The following is a 19,107-nucleotide window of genomic DNA, read 5'->3' as shown; positions in this document are numbered from 1 at the left end:
CGGAATTTCCCTGGCCCTTGGGGCTTCTGCGGATGCGAAGCCTTCGAATGCCAGTCTAGAAATTCCTTGTGTCATATGCATGACGCGGGAGGGGCGGGCGCCGTCGTTCGGGGCGCGTGCGCAGGCCACCGGGTGCTCCCCTCCGCGAATGTCCCCCGGCCTGCGGCCTCCTCCTTGATTTCGCTGCGGGGAGCACCCGATGCCCTGCGCACGATGGGCGCGGCGCTTGTGCGGGGCGATCGACGAGTGCGCTCTGAGCGCGCAGGCCGGCTCTTACATCGACGCTTCGAGCATCGCCTTGTAGTCGTCGCGCGTGGCCAGGCGCGGATTGGTCTTGTGGCAGTGGTCGGCCATCGCGCCGTCGATGATCTTCTCGAACAGCGCGGGCGTGACGCCGACTTCCGCGAGGCCTTTGGGCAGGCCAAGGCGCGCGTTCATGTCGCGGATCGCATCGCCGAGATCACCGGCCGAATCCAGGTGCATGGCCTGCGCCATGCGCTGCAAGCGCTGGTCTTTCTGCACCGACTCGGCGCCCGCGTTGAAGTGGATCACCGCGGGCAGGAAGAGGGCGTTGAGCGTGCCGTGGTGCAGGCGCGGATCGACGCCGCCCAAGCTGTGGCTGAGCGAATGCACGCAGCCCAGGCCCTTCTGGAACGCCATCGCGCCCTGCATCGATGCGCTCATGAGATTCAGGCGCGCCTCGCGGTCGCTGCCGTCCTTGGTCGCGCGTTCGATGTGCAGCCACGCGCGCTCCAGGCCATCGAGGCCGATGCCGTCGGCCGGCGGATTGAACGCGGCCGACATGAAGGTCTCCATGCAGTGCGCGATCGCGTCCATGCCCGTTGCGGCGGTGAGCCTGGGCGGCAGGCCCAGCGTGAGCTCGGGGTCGCAGATCGCGGCCTTGGGCATGAGGAACCAGCTGTGAAAGCCCAGCTTGCGGTGGTCGTCGACGATGACGATGGCGCCGCGCGCCACCTCGCTGCCGGTGCCGCTGGTGGTGGGCACCGCGATGAGCGGCACCGCGCGATCGGTGATCTTCGGCGAGCCGCCTTCGATGGTGGCGTAGGTCTTGAGCGGGCCTTCGTGCGTGGCGGCGATGGCCACGCCCTTGGCGCAGTCGATGGCCGAGCCGCCGCCCACGGCGATGAGGCCGTCGCAGCGGCCGCTGCGGTAGAGCTCGACGGCCGCGCGCACGGCCGCTTCGGTGGGGTTGGAGGGGGTCTGGTCGAACACCGAGACCTCCAGGTCTGCGATGGCGTCGAGCGCCTTCTGCAGCACGCCGGCCGCGCGGACGCCCGCGTCGGTCACGATCAGCGGGCGGTTGATGCCGATGCGCGCGCACTCGCTGGACAGGAGCTGGATGGCGCCGAATTCGAACTGGATCTGGGTGAGGTATTGGATGAGTGCCATGGGGCGTGTTCGCTGGGGGAAGTACGATTGCCGACCATCCGAATCTAACAACAGGGGGCCATCTTGCCCATGAACAAAACCCTTGCCGCTGTCGCGCCCGGCACACGGCGGGGGCACGAGAGCGTGATGGCGACATTCAAGTAAGCGCGCATGACAAGCAACCCTCCGACAGCATTTCCCCAGCATCCTTTGACCGCGAAGATGGCCAGCGTGGTCGAGCGCATGGCGCGCGCGGGACACCCGACGCTCGACCAGCTCTCGCCCGGCGAGGCCAAGGCGTCCTACGAAAAAGGCGCGGGCGTGCTCGAAGTGCCCAAGCCCGAGCTGGCGCGCATCGAGGACTTCAGCATCGCGGCACGTGACGGCTTTGCGATACCCGCGCGGCTCTATGCGCCCTCGTCGGACGTGCTGCCGGTGCTGGTGTACTTCCACGGCGGCGGCTTCACGGTCGGCAACATCCGCACGCACGACACGCTGTGCCGCGTGCTGAGCGGAAAGAGCGGCTGCGCGGTGGTGTCGGTGGACTACCGCCTCGCGCCCGCGCACAAGTTTCCGACCGCCTCCGATGACGCGTGGGACGCCTTCCAGTTCGTCGCCACGCAGGGTGCGAGCCTCGGCCTCGATGGCAGCCGCCTCGCGGTGGGCGGCGACAGCGCCGGTGGCACGCTCGCCGCGGTGTGCGCGATCATGGCGCGCGATGCGGGGCTGCCCGTGGCACTGCAGATGCTGATCTACCCGGGCATGACGGCGCACCAGGACACGGCCTCGCACCAGCGCTTCGAGCACGGCCCGCTGCTGACGAAGGCGATGATCGATTTCTTCTTCGCGCAATACGTCCGCACGCCGGCAGATCGCGACGACTGGCGCTTCGCACCGCTGCTGGCGGACGATGTCGACGGCGTGGCGCCCGCGTGGATCGGTCTCGCGGAATGCGATCCGGTGGTGGACGAAGGCATCGCCTACGCCGACAAGCTGCGCGCCGCGGGCGTGGCGGTCGAGCTGGAGATCTACCGCGGCGTGATCCACGAATTCATCAAGATGGGCCGCGCGTTGCCCGAAGCGCTGCAGGCGCAGGGCGACGCGGCCCGGGCCCTCAGGGAAGCACTGGCACCATGACCGAGACAGCAGCCAACCGGCGCGAAGACTTCCGCTTTTTCCACCGCCTGCGCGTGCGCTGGGCCGAAGTGGACATGCAGAAGATCGTCTTCAACGCGCACTACCTCATGTACTTCGACACGGCCATCGCCGACTACTGGCGCGCGATGGCGCTGCCGTATGAAGAGGCCATGCATGCGCTGGGCGGCGACCTGTACGTGCGCAAGGCGACGATCGATTTCCGCGCCTCGGCGCGCATGGACGACGTGATCGACGTGGGCATGAAATGCGCGCGCATCGGCAATTCGTCGATCGTGTTCGAGGGCGCGCTGTTCCGGCAGGACCAGTACCTGGTGGGCTGCGAGCTGGTGTATGTGTTTGCCGGCCCGGCCACGCAGACCTCCAGGCCGGTGCCTGCTGCATTGCGCGAGGCGCTGCTGGGCTTCGAGGCCGGCGAGCCGATGCGCACCGTGGAGACGGGCCGATGGGACACGCTCGGCGAAGGCGCGAGCGCCCTGCGGCGCGCGGTGTTCATCGAAGAACAGAACATTCCCAAGGAGCTGGAGTGGGATGCGCACGATGCCGTCGTGCTGCACGCGGTGGCGCGCAACCGCATCGGCCAGGTCATTGCGACCGGGCGGCTGCTGGACGCGGAAGACGGCGTCTCCTACATCGGCCGCGTCGCGGTGCATCGCACGCTGCGCAGCGGCGGGCATGGCGCGGCCGTGATGCAGGCGCTCGAAGAAGCGGCCAGGGCGCGCGGCGACCGCGAAGTGGCGCTCAATGCGCAGCGCAGCGCCGAGCGGTTCTATGCGCGGCTGGGCTATGCGGTGCACGGTGAGCCGTTCGACGAGGCCGGCATCCCGCATGTGCAGATGCGGCGGTCGCTGCGCTGAACCGCTCCGCTCGATCCGGTCAGTAGCGAGCGGGCGGGTCCGGCACGTAGCCGGGGTCCGAGCCCGGAAACGGCGACGGGCCGGCCGGACGTGGCCAGCGGGGCGTGGGCGGCACCGGGATCACGCCCGCGGCCACGAGGTTTTCGCGGCTGTCGTAGCGGATGCGGACCACTTCGTCGGGCGTCGATTGGGCGCGCTCGAAGTTCGTCTTGCCGACGTACGAGGTCTCGCGGCGGCCGTGGGCCGTGCCCAGGCTCGGGGCCGGTGCCTGCCGGCGCGCCATGCTGCCGGCGGGGGCCTGGGCCGACGCTTCGGCTTCGGCGGGCGCCGACTTGGCGCGGGCATCGCCCATCGCGGAGGATTCGCTGCGCAGTTCGCGATCGCGCGGGCTGTACTCGTCGCGACTCTGATAAGGCGCGATCGGCGGCGGGGGCGAGGACGGCATTGGCACGTTCTCGCGGAACAACGCGACGCCGATCACGCCCACGTCGTCGGGCCGGCCGGTGCGGCTCGCGTAGGAGTTGCCGGCCGAGGCGAACTCGAAGGCCGCGATCTGCGAATCGCTCTTGCGCCAGCCGGTGATGTCGCTGTTTTCGCGCGCGCCGAACACATAGCCCGTCTGCCCGATGCCCGCGGTTTCGCCGGTGACGACGTTGACGCCGTCCACCGACATCACGGCCATGATGCGTTCGCCCATCGCGTTGCGCGCCCGGATGGCATAGCGCGCGCCGGGACGGCCCGCCACCCAGTACTCGCCGCGGTGGCGGTAGATCGGGAGCTCCGCGCCGCTCGTGCGATCGACGATGGCGATCTGCATCAGCGAGCCGATGCGGCTGGATGAAGAGGGCGGGGCGAACGGCCGGGCCGGGCTTTCGGCGCAGGCCGACAGGCCGGTGGTGAGGGCGGTCAGGGCCAGGACGGTGGAAAAAAGTCTGCGCTTCATGGTGCTCTTCCTTGCCAGGAGTGGATCGATGCAGGCTTCTACGGCGCAGCATCGACGGCGGGGTTAAGCGACACACAAAAAAATGGCGCCATCTTTTTCGATGGCGCCAAACGCCCTTTCGATCAGGGCGTTGGGGGAAGAAAAATCAGATGTCTTCGAGGAGGGGGTAGGGGAGCGGCTCGACCGTGAGGGCCGCGCCGCTGGCCGCGCCGGCATGCAGGCCGCCGGCTTCGAGCGCCGAGATCTGCATCGAGACCAGCGCCGACCAGCCGCCGCCGGGCGCCGCCGCCGCCTGGGCCACGGTGCCGACCGGCTGTTCGCCGTCGCCGGCCGCGAACACGTCCTGCCCCGTGGCCACGGCCGCGTCGGCCTGCATGAGGTAGGTGCGCCGCTTGAGCGTGCCGCGGAACTGGCTGCGCGCCACGATCTCCTGGCCGGGGTAGCAGCCCTTCTTGAAGTTCACGCCGCCCACCGATTCGTAATTGATCATCTGCGGCACGAAGGCTTCGATGATCGGCGTGGTCACGGTGACGATGCCGCTGCGGACTTCGCTCCACTGCCAGGCATCGGTGTCCAGGTGCGAGCCCGCCGGCGCGGCGTGCTCGGCCGGTGCGATCCACAAGGCACGCGGCACGCCGTCGGCGGGGTACAGCGATACCGCGCTGATGCCATCCCCGACGGCGGTGCGCTGGCCGGGCGGCGCGGCCGCATCCAGGCCGTTGGCGGTGAGCGCGGTGCCGGCCAGGCCGTAGAGCGCGAACTGGTCGGTGGCGTCGGTCAGCTTGACCTTGGCGCGCAGCACGTACATCGAGAGGCGCTTGAGCGTCGCAGCGAGGATGTCGCGGCTGCACACCAGAAGGATCAGTTCGGGCTGCGGCCGGATGCCGATGAAGCTCGCGATCACGCGGCCCTTGGCGGTGCACAGCGCGGCCAGGCGGGCTTCGGTGGCGCCGAGCAGAGAGAAATCCTGGGTCAGTTGTCCGTGCAGGAAGCTGGCGGCATCGGGGCCTTCGGCGCGAATCACACCGAGTGGGGACAGCGTGGCGGCCCCGTTGAGAACGACTGTGGTCATCGCTGAATTATCATGGTCGGCCTGTCCCCCCCGGTGCGGCAGGGACTCCCCCTTTTTTCCCCGGTCGATCCAACGCTCTCCATCGGATTCGTGCGCAGCTTCTTTCTTACGCTCTTCCTCGTGGCCGCCCTGATCGCGCTCGCGCTCGGCGCCGGCGGACTCTGGTGGGTGCACCAGCCGCTCAAGATGTCGGCGCCCAGCGCCGATCTGTCCGTCGAGCCCGGCACCACGCCGCGCGGCATCGCGCAGGCGGTGGCCGATGCCGGCGTCGACGTGCAGCCGCCATTGCTCTACTTGTGGTTCCGCGTCTCGGGCCAGGACCGCCAGATGCGCGCCGGCAGCTACGAGCTGGAACGCGGCGTCACGCCCAAGCTGCTGCTCAACATCCTGGTGCGCGGCGAAGAGGCCACGCGCAGCCTGGTGCTGGTGGAGGGCTGGAACATGCGCCAGGTGCGCGCGGCGCTCGGCAAGGCCGACCAGCTCAAGCCCGAGAGCGTGGGCCTGACCGACGAAGCGCTGATGGCCAGGCTGGGCAAGCCCGGCATGCACCCCGAGGGGCGCTTCTTTCCGGACACGTACACCTACTCGAAGGGCTCGACCGACATCGTCCTGCTGCAACGCGCCATGCGTGCCATGGACAAGAAGCTGGAAGCCGCCTGGGCGGCGCGGGCCGCCGATCTGCCGATCAAATCGGCCGATGAGGCGCTGATCCTGGCGAGCATTGTCGAAAAGGAGACAGGAAAAGCCAACGACCGCGCCGAGATCGCCGCCGTCTTCACCAACCGCCTGCGCATCGGCATGCCGCTGCAGACCGATCCGACGGTGATCTACGGCCTGGGCGCCACCTTCGACGGCAACCTCCGCAAGAAGGACCTGCAGGCCGACACGCCCTGGAACACCTACACCCGCGGCGGCCTGCCGCCCACGCCGATCGCGATGCCGGGCAAGGCGGCGCTGCTGGCGGCGGTGCAGCCGGCGCAAAGCAAGTCGCTGTATTTCGTTTCGCGCGGCGATGGCACCAGCCAGTTCAGCAGTTCGCTGGACGACCACAACCGCGCGGTCAACCGCTACCAACGTGGCGGCGGCGACGCCAAACCGAAGGCGACGCAATGAGCGCCGCGCCGGGCCGCCCCAAGCAAGCTCGCACCGCAGCCGAAGGCGGAGGTTATTTTCTATGAGCAAGGGTCTCTTTCTGACGCTGGAAGGCATCGATGGCGCGGGCAAGTCGAGCCACCTGGATGCAATGGAGGCGCTGTTCAAGGCGCAGGGCCGCACGGTCGTTCGCACGCGCGAACCCGGCGGCACGCCGCTGGCGGAAACGCTGCGCGGACTGATCCTCGAACAACCGATGGACCCCTTGACCGAATCGCTGCTGGTGTTCGCGGCGCGGCGCGACCACATCGTGCAGGTCATCGAACCGGCGCTCGCGCGCGGCGACCTCGTGCTGTGCGACCGCTTCACCGATGCCACCTTCGCCTACCAGGGCGCGGGGCGCGGATTCGATGCAGCGGTGCTCTCGACACTGGAACAGTGGGCGCAAGGAGGCAGGGCAGAGGGGCTGCTGCAGCCGCACGTCACGCTGTGGTTCGACCTGGCGCCCGAGATCGCGGCGCAGCGGCTGGCCGGTGCGCGCGTGCCCGACAAGTTCGAGGCGCAGCCGGTCGAGTTCTTCCGCCGCGTGGCCCAAGGCTACGCAGACCGCGCCGCCGCGGACGCGCAACGCTTCGTTCGCATCGACGCCAGCCAGGCGCGCGACCAGGTCTGGCAGCAGATCGAGACCGCGCTGGTGGCGCGCGGCGTGCTGGCATCGCACGGCGCGGGAATCCCACGATGAGCACGATGAGCACGCCGCCCCTCACGCCCTGGCTGCGCCAGCCGCTCGCGGACCTGTTGCGCCAGCGCGGCCATGCCTGGCTGCTGCAAGGGCCGTCGGGCATCGGCCAATATGAACTCGCGTTGGCGCTCGCAGCCGCCTGGCTGTGCGAGCAGCCGGCGCAAGAGGGCGGTGCCGCCTGCGGCCACTGCGCCAGCTGCCACGCCATCGAGGTCCGCACCCACGCCGACCTGTGCGTGCTGATGCCCGAAGTCGCCATGCAGGAACTGGGCTGGCCGCTCGACGAGAAGGCGCAGGCCGACATCGACGACAAGAAGCGCAAGGCCAGCCGCGAGATCCGCGTCGAGGCGATGCGCGATGCGGTCGGCTTTGCCCAGCGCACCAGCGCGCGCGGGCGCGGCAAGGTGGTGCTGGTGTATCCGGCCGAGCGCATGAACACCATCACCGCGAACGCGCTGCTCAAGACACTCGAGGAGCCGGTGGGCGACGTGCGTTTCGTGCTCGCCAGCGAGGCGGCGTGGCAATTGCTGCCCACCATTCGCAGCCGTTGCCTGGGCTTCACGCTGCCGTGGCCCGAAACGGCCGAGGCCGAGGCCTGGCTTGTGGCGCAGGACGTGCCGCCCGCCGATGCGGCCGCCCTGTTGCGCGCCGCCGGCGGACGCCCCAGCGATGCCTTGCGGCTCGCGCGGTCCGGCCAGTCGCCCAAGGCGTGGTCGTTGTTTCCCAAGGCCATCTCGCGCGGCGACGTGGGTGCGCTGTCGGACCATGCACCCGCCCAGGCCGTCGGCGCGCTGCAGAAGCTCTGCCACGACCTGATGGCTGTCGGCAACGGGGCCGAGCCGCGTTTCTTCGAGGCGGCCGACCTGCCGGCGGCGCCGTCGCGGCTGGCCTTGGCGCGTTGGTCGAAGTCGCTCGCGAACGCCGCGCGAACCGCCGAACATCCGTTCAATGCAGGTCTCATGCTCGAAGCGCTTGTGAGCGAAGCGCGAAGCACCCTAAACTCAGCCGCTCGCCGCCCATGAACCAACCTGTCGCCCCCGCCGCCGCTGCGTCCGCAGCCTCCACGCCCGCCAGGCCGAGCGTCATCCAGCTCGCCATCAAGGAGAAGGGGGCGCTCTATGCGGCGTACATCCCGCTCTTTGCAGAGGGCGGCATCTTCATTCCGACCTCGCGCGAGTACCGGCTCGGCGACGACGTCTATGTGTTGCTGACGCTGCCTGAAGACCCGCAGCGCTACCCGGTGGCTGGCAAGGTCGCCTGGATCACGCCGGCACGCGCCGCCGGCAATCGGGCGCCCGGCGTGGGCATCCGGTTTCCCTCGGACGAAAAGTCGCGGCAGCTGAAGGCGCGCATCGAGGCAGCCCTCGGCGGCTCGATGGCCTCCGACCGCCCGACCCAAACCATCTAGGCGCGCTTCCAGGCCGCGCGCACCTCGTGTGGTTGCGCCGTCCCCTTCAACGGGGCAATACCCGTGGCCCGGCCGAGCCGGCTCCGAGGTATGCCTGGCACGAGCCCGACAATCAGCGTCATGTTCACAGACTCCCATTGCCACCTGACCTTCCCTGAGTTCGCGGACCAGATGCCGCAGATCCGCGCCGCCATGGCCGCGGCCAAGGTCGACAGGGCCCTGTGCATCTGCACCAAGCTGGAGGAGTTCGACGACGTGCAGGCGCTGGCCGCAAGCTACGACAACTTCTGGGCCAGCGTGGGCGTGCACCCCGACAACGAAGACATCGCCGAACCCAGCGTCCAGGACCTGGTGCGCCTCTCGGCCCGGCCTCGCGTGGTGGCCATCGGCGAGACGGGCCTGGACTACTACCAGATGGAAGAGCGCAAGGGCGGCCGCAGCATCGCCGACATGGAGTGGCAGCGCGACCGTTTTCGCGTGCACATCCGAGCGGCGCAGCAGACCCGCAAGCCGCTCATCATCCACACCCGCGAAGCCTCGGCCGACACGATTGCGATCTTGAAGGAGGAGGGCGAAGACGGCTCCGCCGGCGCGGCAGGCGGCGTGTTCCATTGCTTCACCGAGACCGCCGAGGTGGCGCGCGCGGCGCTCGAGCTGGGGTTCTACATCTCGTTCTCGGGCATCCTGACCTTCAAGAAGGCGCAGGACCTGCGCGACGTGGCCGCCTTCGTGCCGCTGGACCGCATGCTGATCGAGACCGACAGCCCGTATCTGGCGCCCGTGCCGTACCGCGGCAAGACCAACAATCCGTCGTACGTGCCCTATGTGGCCCAACAGATCGCCGAGTTGCGAAACATGCCCGTAGAGGCCATCGCCAAGGCGACGAGCGACAACTTCGAAACGCTGTTCAGGGACGTCAAATCATGAGAAATTACTTCAAGAAGCCGCTTTATCTCCTTGTCATGGCTGTATCTTTTGCAGCGCATGCGGGCTCGTTCGAAGACTTCTTCCGTGCCGTTCGCGGCGACAACGCCAGTGGCGTGCGCAGCCTGCTCAAGCGCGGATTCGACCCCAACACGCGCGACGAAAACGGGCAGACCGGCTTGCTCATCGCCTTGCGGGAGCCCTCGCCCAAGGTCATCCAGGCGCTGCTCGAATCGCCGCAGCTGAACGTGGACATCGCCAACGCAAAGGACGAAACCCCGCTGATGCTGGCCGCCATCAAGGGCCAGCAGGACCTGGTCAACCAGCTCCTCAAGCGCGACGCGGCCGTCAACAAGACCGGCTGGACGCCGCTGCATTACGCCGCCACCAGCGGCCAGCTGACCATCATGAAGGTGCTGCTCGACAACTACGCGTTCATCGATGCGCAGTCGCCCAACGGCACCACGCCGCTGATGATGGCCGCCATGTACGGCTCGGGCGAAGCCGTGAAGCTGCTCCTGGCCGAAGGCGCTGACACAGCGATGAAAAATCAATTGGGTATGACTGCGGTCGACTTCGCGAACAAGGCGAACCGCGCGGAAGCGGCGGAGTTGATCACCGCGGCCATGAATGCGAAACCTGGCCCGAAAGCGCCACCGAAGGACGGTAAATGGTGAAGGGATTCGGCGGCGTTGTCGTCGCACTGGGCCTGGCAAATTTCGCGCTTGACGCGGCAGCCCAGCACTCGATCTACAAATGTGTCCAGGGCGGGAGGATCACGTACTCGAACGAGCCTTGTCCGGACGCGAAGAAGGTCGAGATCAAGCAGACCAAGGGAGTGAACTACGAAGGCAGAGGATCCGGCGGTTCGCCCAAGCGCTGAACGAGCGCTGAAGGCGGAATCCATCGCGCTGCAGGCCCGGCAGAACACCCAAAAAAGGGCGCCTGCGCACTCATGCGAGACTCTGTGAAGAAGGAGAAGCAGAGATGAATACGTTCCTATTCATGGTCGTTTTGTTGGCCGTCGGGGTGCTGGTGTTCCTGGTCGTGGCCAAGAAGCGGTCCGAGCAAAGCACCAGTGGCTTTGTCGACAAGCCCAAGGCACGGCCGCCGCTCACCGCGCGCGAGCAGGCGATGTACAACCGCCTCGTGCAGACGCTACCGGACCTGGTGGTGCTCCCGCAGGTCAGCTTCGGCGCGTTGCTCACGGCCCGCACGCGCGCGGCGCGCAGCACGTTCAGCCGCAGGATCGCCGACTTCGTCGTGTGCGATCGCTCGTTCAAGGTCGTGGCCGTGGTCGAACTCGGCGACAAGAACCAGAAAGACAAGGCAAGGCGCGATCCGGACCGCGATGCAATGCTGATCGAGGCCGGATACCGCGTGTTGCGCTACCCGCGGGTGCCGGATATCGGTCGTGTGGAGGCGGATTTCGATCCGTCGCTGGCGTCTGTCAGTCCGCAGGGGTCCTGAGGGCATTTGCTTGCGTGGTTGCGGGAATGGGTGGGCTGATTCAGGGGTCTATAAAATAACACAATGTGCATTATGTTAAATAACATGCGCGCCGATCCCTCCTCAACTTCCGCTGGCGGCGCCTGATTCGAGCTCGACGGTACAGGGGCGACTTGCAGGACGACGGCCCCAACCCCTGCGGCCGCCCCAATCCCCGCGCACTAAGACTCGGTTTTCGATGGCGCAACCGCTTCACGCTGCTCAATAACTTCGGGCAGAAAAGTACGGCAGTACGACACGGCGGCCACCAGCGCGTCTTCCTCGAACTGCGGCGTGATCATCCCGTGCTTGGCGTACGACAGGCTCAGCACGGCATCGATCAGCGTCAGCATCACCAGAAACCTGCGTTCGGCATCGCGCACGTACGGCATGTGAAAGAGCCGCTCGCAGTGCGCGAGGATGCTGCGCGCCAACACATCGTTGAAGCCCGCCTCGGACTGGACCACCTCCCGCGTGGTGTGGCTGCCGAGCAGCAGCTTGCGGATCGGCGGCGTGTCGTTGTACAGGCGCACCGCCGCTGCGATGCGCAACTTCAGCCATGCCTGCCAGGTCGGTGCGCGCGGGGCATCGACGTGATCGACGAGTTCGTAGAACAGCGTGTGATAGCGCTCGGCCAACGCCAGCAGCACGGCATCGGGCGACGGGAAAAAGTGGTAGGCCGAGGCCGGCGGCACCTGCGCTTCCTTGGCGATCTGGTAGAGGCCGATCTCGTGGAGCTCCTGCCGCTCCAACAGGGCATGGGCTGCATCTAGCAGCCTGTTGAAGCGCACCACCCCGCGTTCCTGCTGCGGACGTTTGCGCACCGACGGCGCGGGACTCACGGGTTTCGACGGGTTCATTCCAACCATGGCTTGTGACGAACGAAAGGTGTGCATCTTCACATGAGCGCACCTGGTTTCGTCGCGCCCATCCATGTCTGGTCTCACATCGTTTGTAAGTCGATAACAATCGGTTTCCCTAGTGTCGACGAGCTTCATTGAAAGTACATTTCGCCATAAATACGATAAATATCGCTTTATTTGACGATCCGCACAACAACACCCTGGAGACCTCGCATGCGAATTTCATCCCGGCGGGCCTTGCCCGCCATGGTCCTGGCGCTGGCCTCGGCCGCGCTCCCTGCCCTCGCCCAGCCCTCCGCCGAGCTGTGCCGCATCGCCACCCAGGCGGAATCGGCCCGCTACACCTCGCCCACGCAGTCCCCGGGCATCGTCTCTCCGATCGACGGGACCTGCTGGGTGCCCGCGGTGACGATCACCAGCTTCGACGGCACGAAGCTGGCGGCCAACCTGTTCCTGCCCAGGCGCACCAGCAGCACGCAGACCTTCCCGACCATCGTGATGATCGCGAGCTGGGCCGCGCCCGGCCGCATCGAATACATCGGCCAGCAACAGCGGCTCGCCAAAGATGGCTACGTGGTCGCGAGCTACAGCGCACGCGGCTTCTGGCTGTCCGAAGGCCTGATCGGTGCTGCCGCGCCCGAGGACGTGCGCGACGTGTCGTCGGTGATCGACTGGCTGCAGGCCAACGCTCCCGTCGATGCCGGCAACATCGCTGCCAGCGGCATCTCCTATGGCGCCGGCTTGTCGCTCATGGCGCTGGCCAAGGACACGCGCATCAAGACCGCAGTGGCGCTGTCGGGCTGGGCCACGATGGCCGACGAGCTCTATCCGCGAAGCACCGGCAACCTGACGTGGGGAACCTTCCTCAGCCTCGGCACGATCACGGGCCGGCCCGCGCCCGAGGTGAACCAGTACATGCGGGAGCTGATGGACCCCGACACCCCACCCACGAAGATCGCCGAGATCATGGCCTGGTCGAAGGTGCGCTCGCCGTCGACTTACGTGGACGAGATCAATGCGCGCAATGTGCCGGTGTTCATCAGCAAGAACTACCAGGACGACCTGTTCACGCCCAACTCGTCGCTGGCGATGTTCGCGGCGCTCACGGGTCCCAAGAAGATGCTGCTCAACCCGGGCATCCATGCGTCGGCCGAAGCGCCGGGCGCCGTGCTGGGCATCGACAACTACCCGTACGACCAGGCGCATCGCTGGTTCGATCGCTGGCTGAAGGGCGTGCGCAACGGCGTGGACACCGAACCGAAAGTGACGATGCAGGTCAAGTTCAGCGACCGCCGCGAAACCTTCGCCACCTGGCCTGCAACCGAGCTGAGCGAGCAGACCTACTACCTCGGCCCGCGCGGCGCACTGCGCTTTGACCTCGGTTGCCTCTGCGGCAAGGGCGACAAGGGCTCGATTTCGTCCTCGCCCAATGGCGCCAAGGGCTCGGACCTGATCCAGAACTTCTGGGACACGACAGCGACCAGTGGACCGATCCCGGTGCTGTCCACGCTCGCTGAAAGCCTCGACCTGCCTGTCGTCAATTCGCTGCTGACGGTCGGCCTGTCCACCGGCGTGCGCTACGAAGGGCCGATGCTGCCGCACACGCAGAAGATCCGCGGCATTCCCAGGCTGAACCTGCGCGTCACGCCGTCGCAAGCGCGCGCGCAGGTGGTGGCCTATCTCTACGACGTGGATGCGATCGGCGCCGGCGTGCTGATCACCCATGGTGCCGCCACGCTGCACCGGGCGACGGCGGGGCAGACCATCGACCTCCCGATCGAACTTTCGGCGACGGCCTACGACGTTCCCGCGGGCCATCACATCGGTGTCGTGCTGGACACGGTCGACAGCCTGTATGCGCCACCGGTGAACCCCGGCGAGCGCTTCGGCGTCCGCTTCGAGTTCGGGCCGGACCAGCAGGCCACGCTGATCCTGCAGACGCGCTGAGCTGCAAGGGCCGGCGCCTGCCTTCGGGCGGGGAAGGTGCGCCAAGGGTGCACCTTCCCCCAGCGTGGCGCACCATGTCTCGGCACCCGCGCGCCCTTTGGGTGCACAACTCCCCTCTTTCCCATAAAACCGATGCAAATCGGTTTTCATAATGCTGGCACGCTCATTGCTCGCTGCATTTGCTTGAATACCAGATAAATATCGTTTTTAATGAGATCTGGCGATCCAAGCCCATCCACGGCTGGTGCCAATCGACTTCCCACCCGAAGGAGAACCGACGATGGCCTGGAACAACGCGCGAGTTCGCACGCCACCAGCGCGATACGTTGGAAGCGCCCGCACAACTCGCGCATTTCTTCGAAGCACTCGCGCACGCCTGATGCCGTTCAAGGAGACAAGACCATGACAACCACCACGACCACCGAAGCCCACGACTGGCTGGCCCGTTTCGGCGACGCCCTTGCGCGCCGGGACATCAAAGGCGCCTGCGCGCTCTTCGAGCCGCAACAGTGCTTCTGGCGCGACCTCGTCGCGTTCAGCTGGAACATCGTGACCTGCGAAAGCCAGGAGGCCATCCGCGAGATGCTCGCCGCCACGCTGGCGCACACGCAACCTTCCGCCTGGACGATCGAGGGCTCGCCCGAAACGCAGGCCGGCATGCTGACGGCGAGCTTCCGCTTCGAGACCGCCACCGGCCGCGGCCAGGGCCTGCTGCGCCTGCGCGAAGGCCGCTGCTGGACGCTGCTTACGGTGCTCGACGAGCTCAAGGGCTTCGAAGAAAAGTCGCGGCATCGCCGTGTGAAGGGTGCCGAGCACGGCGCCGACACCGCCCGCGTGACATGGCTCGAAAAGCGCCAGCGCGAGGAAGCCGCGCTGGGCCACACCGAGCAGCCTTACTGCCTGGTTGTCGGCGGCGGGCAAGGTGGCATCGCACTGGGCGCGCGGCTCAAGCGGCTGGGCGTGCCGACGCTGGTCATCGAGCGCCATGCGCGCGCGGGCGACACATGGCGCAGCCGCTACAAGTCCCTGTGCCTGCACGACCCGGTCTGGTACGACCACCTGCCCTACATGCCCTTTCCGGACGACTGGCCGGTGTTCACGCCCAAGGACAAGCTGGGCGACTGGCTGGAGGCGTACACCCGCATCATGGAGCTCGACTACTGGGGTTCCACGCTGTGCCGGAAGGCCCGCTACGACGAGGCCACGCAGACCTGGGAGGTCGAGGTGGAGCGCGAGGGCCGCACCCTCGTCCTGCGCCCGAAGCAACTGGTGTTCGCGCTCGGCGTCGCGGGCTATCCGGTGGTGCCGGCCATTGCCGGCGCGCAGGGCTTCGAGGGCGAGCAGCACCACTCCAGCCAGCACCCCGGCGGCGAGGCCTATCGCGGCAAGAAGGTGGTCGTGCTCGGCGCCAACAACTCGGCACACGACATCTGCGCCGACCTGTGGGAACACGGCGCGGACGTGACCATGGTCCAGCGCTCCTCCACGCTGATCGCGCGTTCCGACACCTTGATGGACCTGTTCTTCGGCGGCCTCTATTCCGAGAAGGCGGTCGACGCCGGGATCACGACCGCGAAGGCCGACCTGATCGCGGCCTCGGTCCCGAACCGCGTCGCGCCCTGGCTGAACATCCCGCTCACCGAGGCGATGGCCGAGCGCGACAAGGATTTCTACCAGCGCCTCGAAGCCGCGGGCTTCATGCTCGACTTCGGCGAGGACGGCTCCGGCCTGGGCATGAAGTACATGCGGCGCGCCTCGGGCTACTACATCGACGTCGGTGCATCGGAGCTGATCGCCGACGGCCGCATCAAGCTGCGCAGCCGCACGAGCATCGAGCAGGTCAAGCCGCGCTCGGTGGTGCTGGCCGACGGCAGCGAACTGCCGGCCGACGTGATCGTCTACGCCACCGGCTACGGCTCCATGAACAGCTGGCTGGCCGACCTGGTATCGCCCGAAGTGGCCGACCGCGTGGGCAAGTGCTGGGGCCTGGGCTCCGACACCACCAACGACCCCGGCCCGTGGGAAGGCGAGCTGCGCAACATGTGGAAGCCGACGCAGCAACCCGGCCTGTGGATCCACGGCGGCAACCTGAGCCAGTCGCGCTTCTATTCGCTCACGCTGGCGCTGCAGATCAAGGCGCGCATGGAAGGCCTGGCGACGCCGGTGCATGCGCTGCAGCCGGTGCATCACACGCGCTGAGGCGCCGACCCCCTCCTCCCGTTTCTGTTCCCTTTCATTCACCACTTTTTTCGAGGTTCCCGAATCATGAGAGATGCCATCATTCCCATCGGTATGGAGCACTTCCATACGCACTACCACTTCGCCCCGGCCGTCCGTGCCGGCGGGCTGCTGTTCCTGTCGGGCCAGCTCGGCATCGGCAGCGACCTCACGCTGGCCGACGGCATCGCAGCTCAGATCGATCTCGCATTGCACAACCTCGGCCAGGTGCTCGAGGCCGCGGGCCGCAGCTATGCCGACGTGGTGGAGATCAACTCCTTTCACGTCGGGCCGCTGGGCGAGCACATGCCGCTCTTCGTCGAGGCCCTCGCACGCTTCTTCACCGCGCCCTATCCGGCCTGGACCTCCGTCGAAGTGGCCGGCCTCGCCCTGCCGGGCGCGCAGGTCGAGATCAAGGCGACCGCGCTCGCCTGAGCGCCTTCATCCACAGGAGCAGCAAACCATGCAACTCACCGTCAAGGAACTCTGGAGATACCCGGTCAAGTCGATGCAGGGCGAACGGCTCGCCAGCGCCGAAGTGAGCAAGGGCGGCGTGCGCTTCGACCGCGGCTGGGCCGTGCGCGACGATGAAGCACGCACCATCCGCGGCGCCAAATTCCTGGGCGAACTGATGCAGTGCTCGGCACGGTATCTGTCCGACCAGGTGGCAGACAACGGCCTCGTTCCACATGCCCGCATTACCTTCCCCAATGGAATGGAGATCAACACCGACGACATCCGGATCCATGCGGAGTTGTCCGAGCTGGTCGGCCGCCACGTCACGCTCTGGCCGCTGCGGCCGGCATCGGATGAAGACCACTACCGCATCAACAAGCTCGAGACCGGCGACATCATGTCCGAGGTGCGCAAGATGTTCGCGCTGAAGGACGACGAGCCGCTGGACCTGTCGCAGTTTCCGCCGGACCTCGTGCGCGAGCTCACGACCTTTGTCGTGCCGCCCGGTACGTACTTCGATGCGCTGCCGATCAACATCCTCACCGAGGCTTCGATGCGTCATCTGCAGACGCTGCTGCCCGATTCGAAGATCGACGTGCGACGGTTCAGGCCCAACATCCTGCTGAGCGACGATGCCGGGACCACGGGCTTGCTGGAAGAGCAATGGCTCGGCAAGAGCCTGCAGTTCGGTGCGGTCGGCATCGACGTGGTGATGCGATGCCCGCGCTGCGTCATGGTGACGCGCGAGCAGGAAGAACTCCCGCGCGACACGTCGATCATGCGCACGCTGGTGCGCGACCTGAACCAGTGCATCAGCGTCTACGGGCAGATCAAGGTGGACGGCGCGCTTCACGTCGGGCAGGACGTGCGCGTTCACTGAATCCATCCGCAGCCATTTTTTCGAAAGACCGCCGTGAACACGATCGAGGTTCGCCTCCAGGCCATCCGCTTCGAGGCAGAAGGTATCCAGTCCTTCGAATTCAGGGCGCCGGACGAGCAGGAGCTCCCGGCCTTCGCAGCGGGGGCGCACGTCGATATCCATCTGAGCGATGGCATCGTGCGCAGCTACTCGCTGTGCAATCCGTCCCACGAGCGTCATCGGTACGTGGTCGCCGTCAACAAGGACCTGAGGAGCCGGGGAGGTTCGCGGCAGATGCATGAACGCCTGCGCGTGGGCAGCAAGGTTCTTCTCGAAGCGCCGAGGAACAACTTCGCGCTCGACGAAAAGGCCGAACACACGATCCTGATCGCCGGTGGCATCGGCATCACGCCGTTGATATCGATGATCGAACGGCTCGAGGCGCTCGGGCGCTCGTGGGAGCTTTTCTATTGCGCGAGAAACCGCCGCACGGCGGCCTTTCGGGCCGCACTCGACAGACTGGCAGGCGCCAGGCCCGACAGGGTGCACTTCAACTTCGACCAGGAGCCCGGCGGTGCGGTGCTCGACCTGCAGGCGGTGGTGGCCTGCGCGCCGCCCAAGGCCCATCTGTATTGCTGTGGACCGGTTCCGATGCTGGCTTCTTTCGAGGAGGCCACGAGCGGCTTGCCGCGCGAGCAGGTGCATGTCGAGTACTTCAGTGCCAAGGAGGCGCCTGCGGTCGTCGGTGGTTTCACGCTGCAGCTCGCCCGCTCGGGGAAAACGATCCAGGTGGAGCCCGGCAAGACGATGCTCGACGCGCTGCTGGCGGCCGGCATCAAGGTGCCCTATTCGTGCAAGGAAGGCGTGTGCGGGGCCTGCGAAACGATGGTGCTGGAAGGCACGCCGGATCACCGGGACCAGGTCCTCACCCCAGGCGAACAGGCGGTCAATGACCGCGTGATGGTCTGCTGCTCGGGTTCGAAGTCCGAAACGCTCGTGCTGGATCTGTAGGCCCTGCCTCCTTCGCCTTTCGATCGCACCGCGTGCGCGGTGTCATGGCGCAGCGAAGCGGACCGCGACGAGTCTGCAGGAATGGCCGTCAGCTCTTGCACGGCGCGCCCGAACTTGACCCCCTGCCCCATCAGGATTTCGTAGAGCGCCTGCTTGCGCAGCGCCTCAACCTCGACGCACCGTGGGTGATCGGTAACGCCGCTCAGAACCCGTAGTACTTGTTGATCGCGCTGCTGTAGTTCTCGTCGTAGTCCGGGACCCGGTCGCTGGTGTAGCGCGGGGCGCCTTCGAGCACGGCCTTGTCGATCGGCACGACGTACCCGTCCTGCGCGGTGTCGTACTTCAGCATGTTCCAGGGAATGGGATAGCGGTCGGTGCCGATGCCGAGGAAACCACCGAACTCCATGACCGCATAGCGGACCTGTCCGGTCAGCTTGTCGATCATGAGATCGTCGATGGTGCCGAGCTTGTCGCCCGCTGCGTTGTAAACACCGGTCCCTTCGACCCGGTCCGATGAAATCACGTTGTGGCTGGAAGTGAGTGCCATGAATATCTCCTTTTGAAGAAAATTGAAAAAAGGCGCAGAGGCCTTGAGTTCCGGAATCGAGATGTCTGTGTCGCGCGCGACGCAGAGAGTTCGGATCGGTTGCGACACCGTCGTTCTGTAGGAAATTTCCCGCTGCC

20 protein-coding genes are annotated in these 19,107 nt (G+C 66.8%); 15 read left to right on the top strand and 5 right to left on the bottom strand.

Translation table 11 applies throughout. The features are described 5' to 3' along the window. Positions 1-273: 273 nt before the first annotated feature. Positions 274-1,410, bottom strand: a complete 1,137-nt coding sequence (locus tag BM133_RS07635; protein ID WP_093432739.1) for an iron-containing alcohol dehydrogenase — start codon at positions 1,408-1,410, stop codon at positions 274-276. A gap of 150 nt (positions 1,411-1,560) precedes the next feature. Between BM133_RS07635 and BM133_RS07630 the strand changes: the two genes are divergently transcribed. Then, a complete protein-coding gene (locus BM133_RS07630) occupies positions 1,561-2,526 on the top strand; it encodes an alpha/beta hydrolase (RefSeq protein ID WP_093432737.1) in 966 nt (321 codons plus the stop codon). Beyond that, positions 2,523-3,401: a YbgC/FadM family acyl-CoA thioesterase gene (locus BM133_RS07625; protein WP_093432736.1), complete on the top strand. Its 879-nt coding sequence runs from the start codon at positions 2,523-2,525 to the stop codon at positions 3,399-3,401. The genes BM133_RS07630 and BM133_RS07625 overlap by 4 nt, the downstream gene beginning before the upstream one ends. Before the next feature lie 19 nt (positions 3,402-3,420). On the opposite strand, the gene BM133_RS07620 is transcribed toward BM133_RS07625, so the two are convergent. Together BM133_RS07620 and BM133_RS07615 are read right to left on the bottom strand one after the other, a co-directional pair. Further along, positions 3,421-4,344: a hypothetical protein gene (locus BM133_RS07620; protein WP_093432734.1), complete on the bottom strand. Its 924-nt coding sequence runs from the start codon at positions 4,342-4,344 to the stop codon at positions 3,421-3,423. Positions 4,345-4,489: 145 nt separating this feature from the next. Then, a complete protein-coding gene (locus BM133_RS07615; RefSeq protein WP_093432733.1) occupies positions 4,490-5,416 on the bottom strand; it encodes a CAF17-like 4Fe-4S cluster assembly/insertion protein YgfZ in 927 nt (308 codons plus the stop codon). 90 nt (positions 5,417-5,506) lie between these two features. Between BM133_RS07615 and mltG the strand changes: the two genes are divergently transcribed. The 8 genes from mltG (at position 5,507) to BM133_RS07575 (ending at position 11,052) form a co-directional block, all read left to right on the top strand. After that, on the top strand, positions 5,507-6,529 hold the full coding sequence (gene mltG, locus BM133_RS07610; RefSeq protein WP_093432731.1) for an endolytic transglycosylase MltG: 1,023 nt from the start codon (positions 5,507-5,509) through the stop codon (positions 6,527-6,529). 61 nt (positions 6,530-6,590) lie between these two features. After that, on the top strand, positions 6,591-7,250 hold the full coding sequence (gene tmk, locus BM133_RS07605) for a dTMP kinase (RefSeq protein ID WP_093432729.1): 660 nt from the start codon (positions 6,591-6,593) through the stop codon (positions 7,248-7,250). Positions 7,251-7,255: 5 nt separating this feature from the next. Next, on the top strand, positions 7,256-8,272 hold the full coding sequence (locus BM133_RS07600) for a DNA polymerase III subunit delta' (protein ID WP_093435155.1): 1,017 nt from the start codon (positions 7,256-7,258) through the stop codon (positions 8,270-8,272). Then, positions 8,269-8,658: a PilZ domain-containing protein gene (locus tag BM133_RS07595; RefSeq protein WP_093432728.1), complete on the top strand. Its 390-nt coding sequence runs from the start codon at positions 8,269-8,271 to the stop codon at positions 8,656-8,658. The genes BM133_RS07600 and BM133_RS07595 overlap by 4 nt, the downstream gene beginning before the upstream one ends. 120 nt (positions 8,659-8,778) lie before the next feature. Beyond that, the gene (locus tag BM133_RS07590; RefSeq protein ID WP_093432726.1) at positions 8,779-9,585 is read left to right on the top strand and encodes a TatD family hydrolase; all 807 of its coding nucleotides are present in this window, start codon (positions 8,779-8,781) and stop codon (positions 9,583-9,585) included. Beyond that, entirely contained in the window at positions 9,582-10,259 is a 678-nt protein-coding gene (locus tag BM133_RS07585) for an ankyrin repeat domain-containing protein (protein WP_093432725.1), read from the top strand. Before BM133_RS07590 ends, BM133_RS07585 begins: the two co-directional genes overlap by 4 nt. Further along, positions 10,253-10,465 (top strand): DUF4124 domain-containing protein, encoded by a 213-nt coding sequence (locus BM133_RS07580; protein WP_093432723.1) that lies wholly within the window; start codon positions 10,253-10,255, stop codon positions 10,463-10,465. Before BM133_RS07585 ends, BM133_RS07580 begins: the two co-directional genes overlap by 7 nt. 104 nt (positions 10,466-10,569) lie before the next feature. Next, positions 10,570-11,052 carry a DUF2726 domain-containing protein gene (locus tag BM133_RS07575; RefSeq protein WP_093432722.1) on the top strand — a complete coding sequence of 161 codons (483 nt, stop codon included), beginning with the start codon at positions 10,570-10,572 and terminating at the stop codon, positions 11,050-11,052. A 200-nt stretch (positions 11,053-11,252) separates the two neighbouring features. Here BM133_RS07575 and BM133_RS07570 read toward each other — a convergent pair whose 3' ends face one another. Beyond that, positions 11,253-11,966 carry a TetR/AcrR family transcriptional regulator gene (locus BM133_RS07570; RefSeq protein ID WP_256219202.1) on the bottom strand — a complete coding sequence of 238 codons (714 nt, stop codon included), beginning with the start codon at positions 11,964-11,966 and terminating at the stop codon, positions 11,253-11,255. A 180-nt stretch (positions 11,967-12,146) separates the two neighbouring features. On the opposite strand from BM133_RS07570, the gene BM133_RS07565 reads away from it, so the two are divergent. The 5 genes from BM133_RS07565 (at position 12,147) to BM133_RS07545 (ending at position 18,423) form a co-directional block, all read left to right on the top strand. Beyond that, the gene (locus BM133_RS07565; protein WP_093432719.1) at positions 12,147-13,880 is read left to right on the top strand and encodes a CocE/NonD family hydrolase; all 1,734 of its coding nucleotides are present in this window, start codon (positions 12,147-12,149) and stop codon (positions 13,878-13,880) included. Positions 13,881-14,282: 402 nt separating this feature from the next. Continuing rightward, positions 14,283-16,079, top strand: a complete 1,797-nt coding sequence (locus tag BM133_RS07560; protein WP_093432717.1) for a flavin-containing monooxygenase — start codon at positions 14,283-14,285, stop codon at positions 16,077-16,079. A 66-nt stretch (positions 16,080-16,145) separates the two neighbouring features. After that, positions 16,146-16,532 carry a RidA family protein gene (locus BM133_RS07555; protein WP_093432716.1) on the top strand — a complete coding sequence of 129 codons (387 nt, stop codon included), beginning with the start codon at positions 16,146-16,148 and terminating at the stop codon, positions 16,530-16,532. Positions 16,533-16,560: 28 nt separating this feature from the next. Next, positions 16,561-17,433, top strand: a complete 873-nt coding sequence (locus tag BM133_RS07550) for an MOSC domain-containing protein (protein WP_093432714.1) — start codon at positions 16,561-16,563, stop codon at positions 17,431-17,433. Between the two features lie 33 nt (positions 17,434-17,466). Beyond that, on the top strand, positions 17,467-18,423 hold the full coding sequence (locus tag BM133_RS07545) for a PDR/VanB family oxidoreductase (RefSeq protein WP_256219085.1): 957 nt from the start codon (positions 17,467-17,469) through the stop codon (positions 18,421-18,423). Positions 18,424-18,625: 202 nt separating this feature from the next. On the opposite strand, the gene BM133_RS07540 is transcribed toward BM133_RS07545, so the two are convergent. Then, complete coding sequence (locus BM133_RS07540) at positions 18,626-18,970, bottom strand: PRC-barrel domain-containing protein (protein WP_093432713.1); 345 nt, start codon at positions 18,968-18,970, stop codon at positions 18,626-18,628. Positions 18,971-19,107: the final 137 nt, after the last annotated feature.

The sequence above is a fragment of the Variovorax sp. 770b2 genome (genome assembly GCF_900115685.1).
Classification (GTDB): domain Bacteria; phylum Pseudomonadota; class Gammaproteobacteria; order Burkholderiales; family Burkholderiaceae_C; genus Variovorax.
The sequence above is the reverse complement of the archived record's forward strand: the minus strand, read 5'-3'. Positions and strand labels throughout refer to the sequence as shown.

Coding starts and splice junctions, on each gene's coding strand:
- BM133_RS07635 (WP_093432739.1), bottom strand. CDS start 1,410: ATGGCACTCATCCAATACCTCACCCAGATCCAGTTCGAATTCGGCGCC.
- BM133_RS07630 (WP_093432737.1), top strand. CDS start 1,561: ATGACAAGCAACCCTCCGACAGCATTTCCCCAGCATCCTTTGACCGCG.
- BM133_RS07625 (WP_093432736.1), top strand. CDS start 2,523: ATGACCGAGACAGCAGCCAACCGGCGCGAAGACTTCCGCTTTTTCCAC.
- BM133_RS07620 (WP_093432734.1), bottom strand. CDS start 4,344: ATGAAGCGCAGACTTTTTTCCACCGTCCTGGCCCTGACCGCCCTCACC.
- BM133_RS07615 (WP_093432733.1), bottom strand. CDS start 5,416: ATGACCACAGTCGTTCTCAACGGGGCCGCCACGCTGTCCCCACTCGGT.
- tmk (WP_093432729.1), top strand. CDS start 6,591: ATGAGCAAGGGTCTCTTTCTGACGCTGGAAGGCATCGATGGCGCGGGC.
- BM133_RS07600 (WP_093435155.1), top strand. CDS start 7,256: ATGAGCACGCCGCCCCTCACGCCCTGGCTGCGCCAGCCGCTCGCGGAC.
- BM133_RS07595 (WP_093432728.1), top strand. CDS start 8,269: ATGAACCAACCTGTCGCCCCCGCCGCCGCTGCGTCCGCAGCCTCCACG.
- BM133_RS07590 (WP_093432726.1), top strand. CDS start 8,779: ATGTTCACAGACTCCCATTGCCACCTGACCTTCCCTGAGTTCGCGGAC.
- BM133_RS07585 (WP_093432725.1), top strand. CDS start 9,582: ATGAGAAATTACTTCAAGAAGCCGCTTTATCTCCTTGTCATGGCTGTA.
- BM133_RS07580 (WP_093432723.1), top strand. CDS start 10,253: ATGGTGAAGGGATTCGGCGGCGTTGTCGTCGCACTGGGCCTGGCAAAT.
- BM133_RS07575 (WP_093432722.1), top strand. CDS start 10,570: ATGAATACGTTCCTATTCATGGTCGTTTTGTTGGCCGTCGGGGTGCTG.
- BM133_RS07570 (WP_256219202.1), bottom strand. CDS start 11,966: ATGCACACCTTTCGTTCGTCACAAGCCATGGTTGGAATGAACCCGTCG.
- BM133_RS07565 (WP_093432719.1), top strand. CDS start 12,147: ATGCGAATTTCATCCCGGCGGGCCTTGCCCGCCATGGTCCTGGCGCTG.
- BM133_RS07560 (WP_093432717.1), top strand. CDS start 14,283: ATGACAACCACCACGACCACCGAAGCCCACGACTGGCTGGCCCGTTTC.
- BM133_RS07555 (WP_093432716.1), top strand. CDS start 16,146: ATGAGAGATGCCATCATTCCCATCGGTATGGAGCACTTCCATACGCAC.
- BM133_RS07550 (WP_093432714.1), top strand. CDS start 16,561: ATGCAACTCACCGTCAAGGAACTCTGGAGATACCCGGTCAAGTCGATG.
- BM133_RS07540 (WP_093432713.1), bottom strand. CDS start 18,970: ATGGCACTCACTTCCAGCCACAACGTGATTTCATCGGACCGGGTCGAA.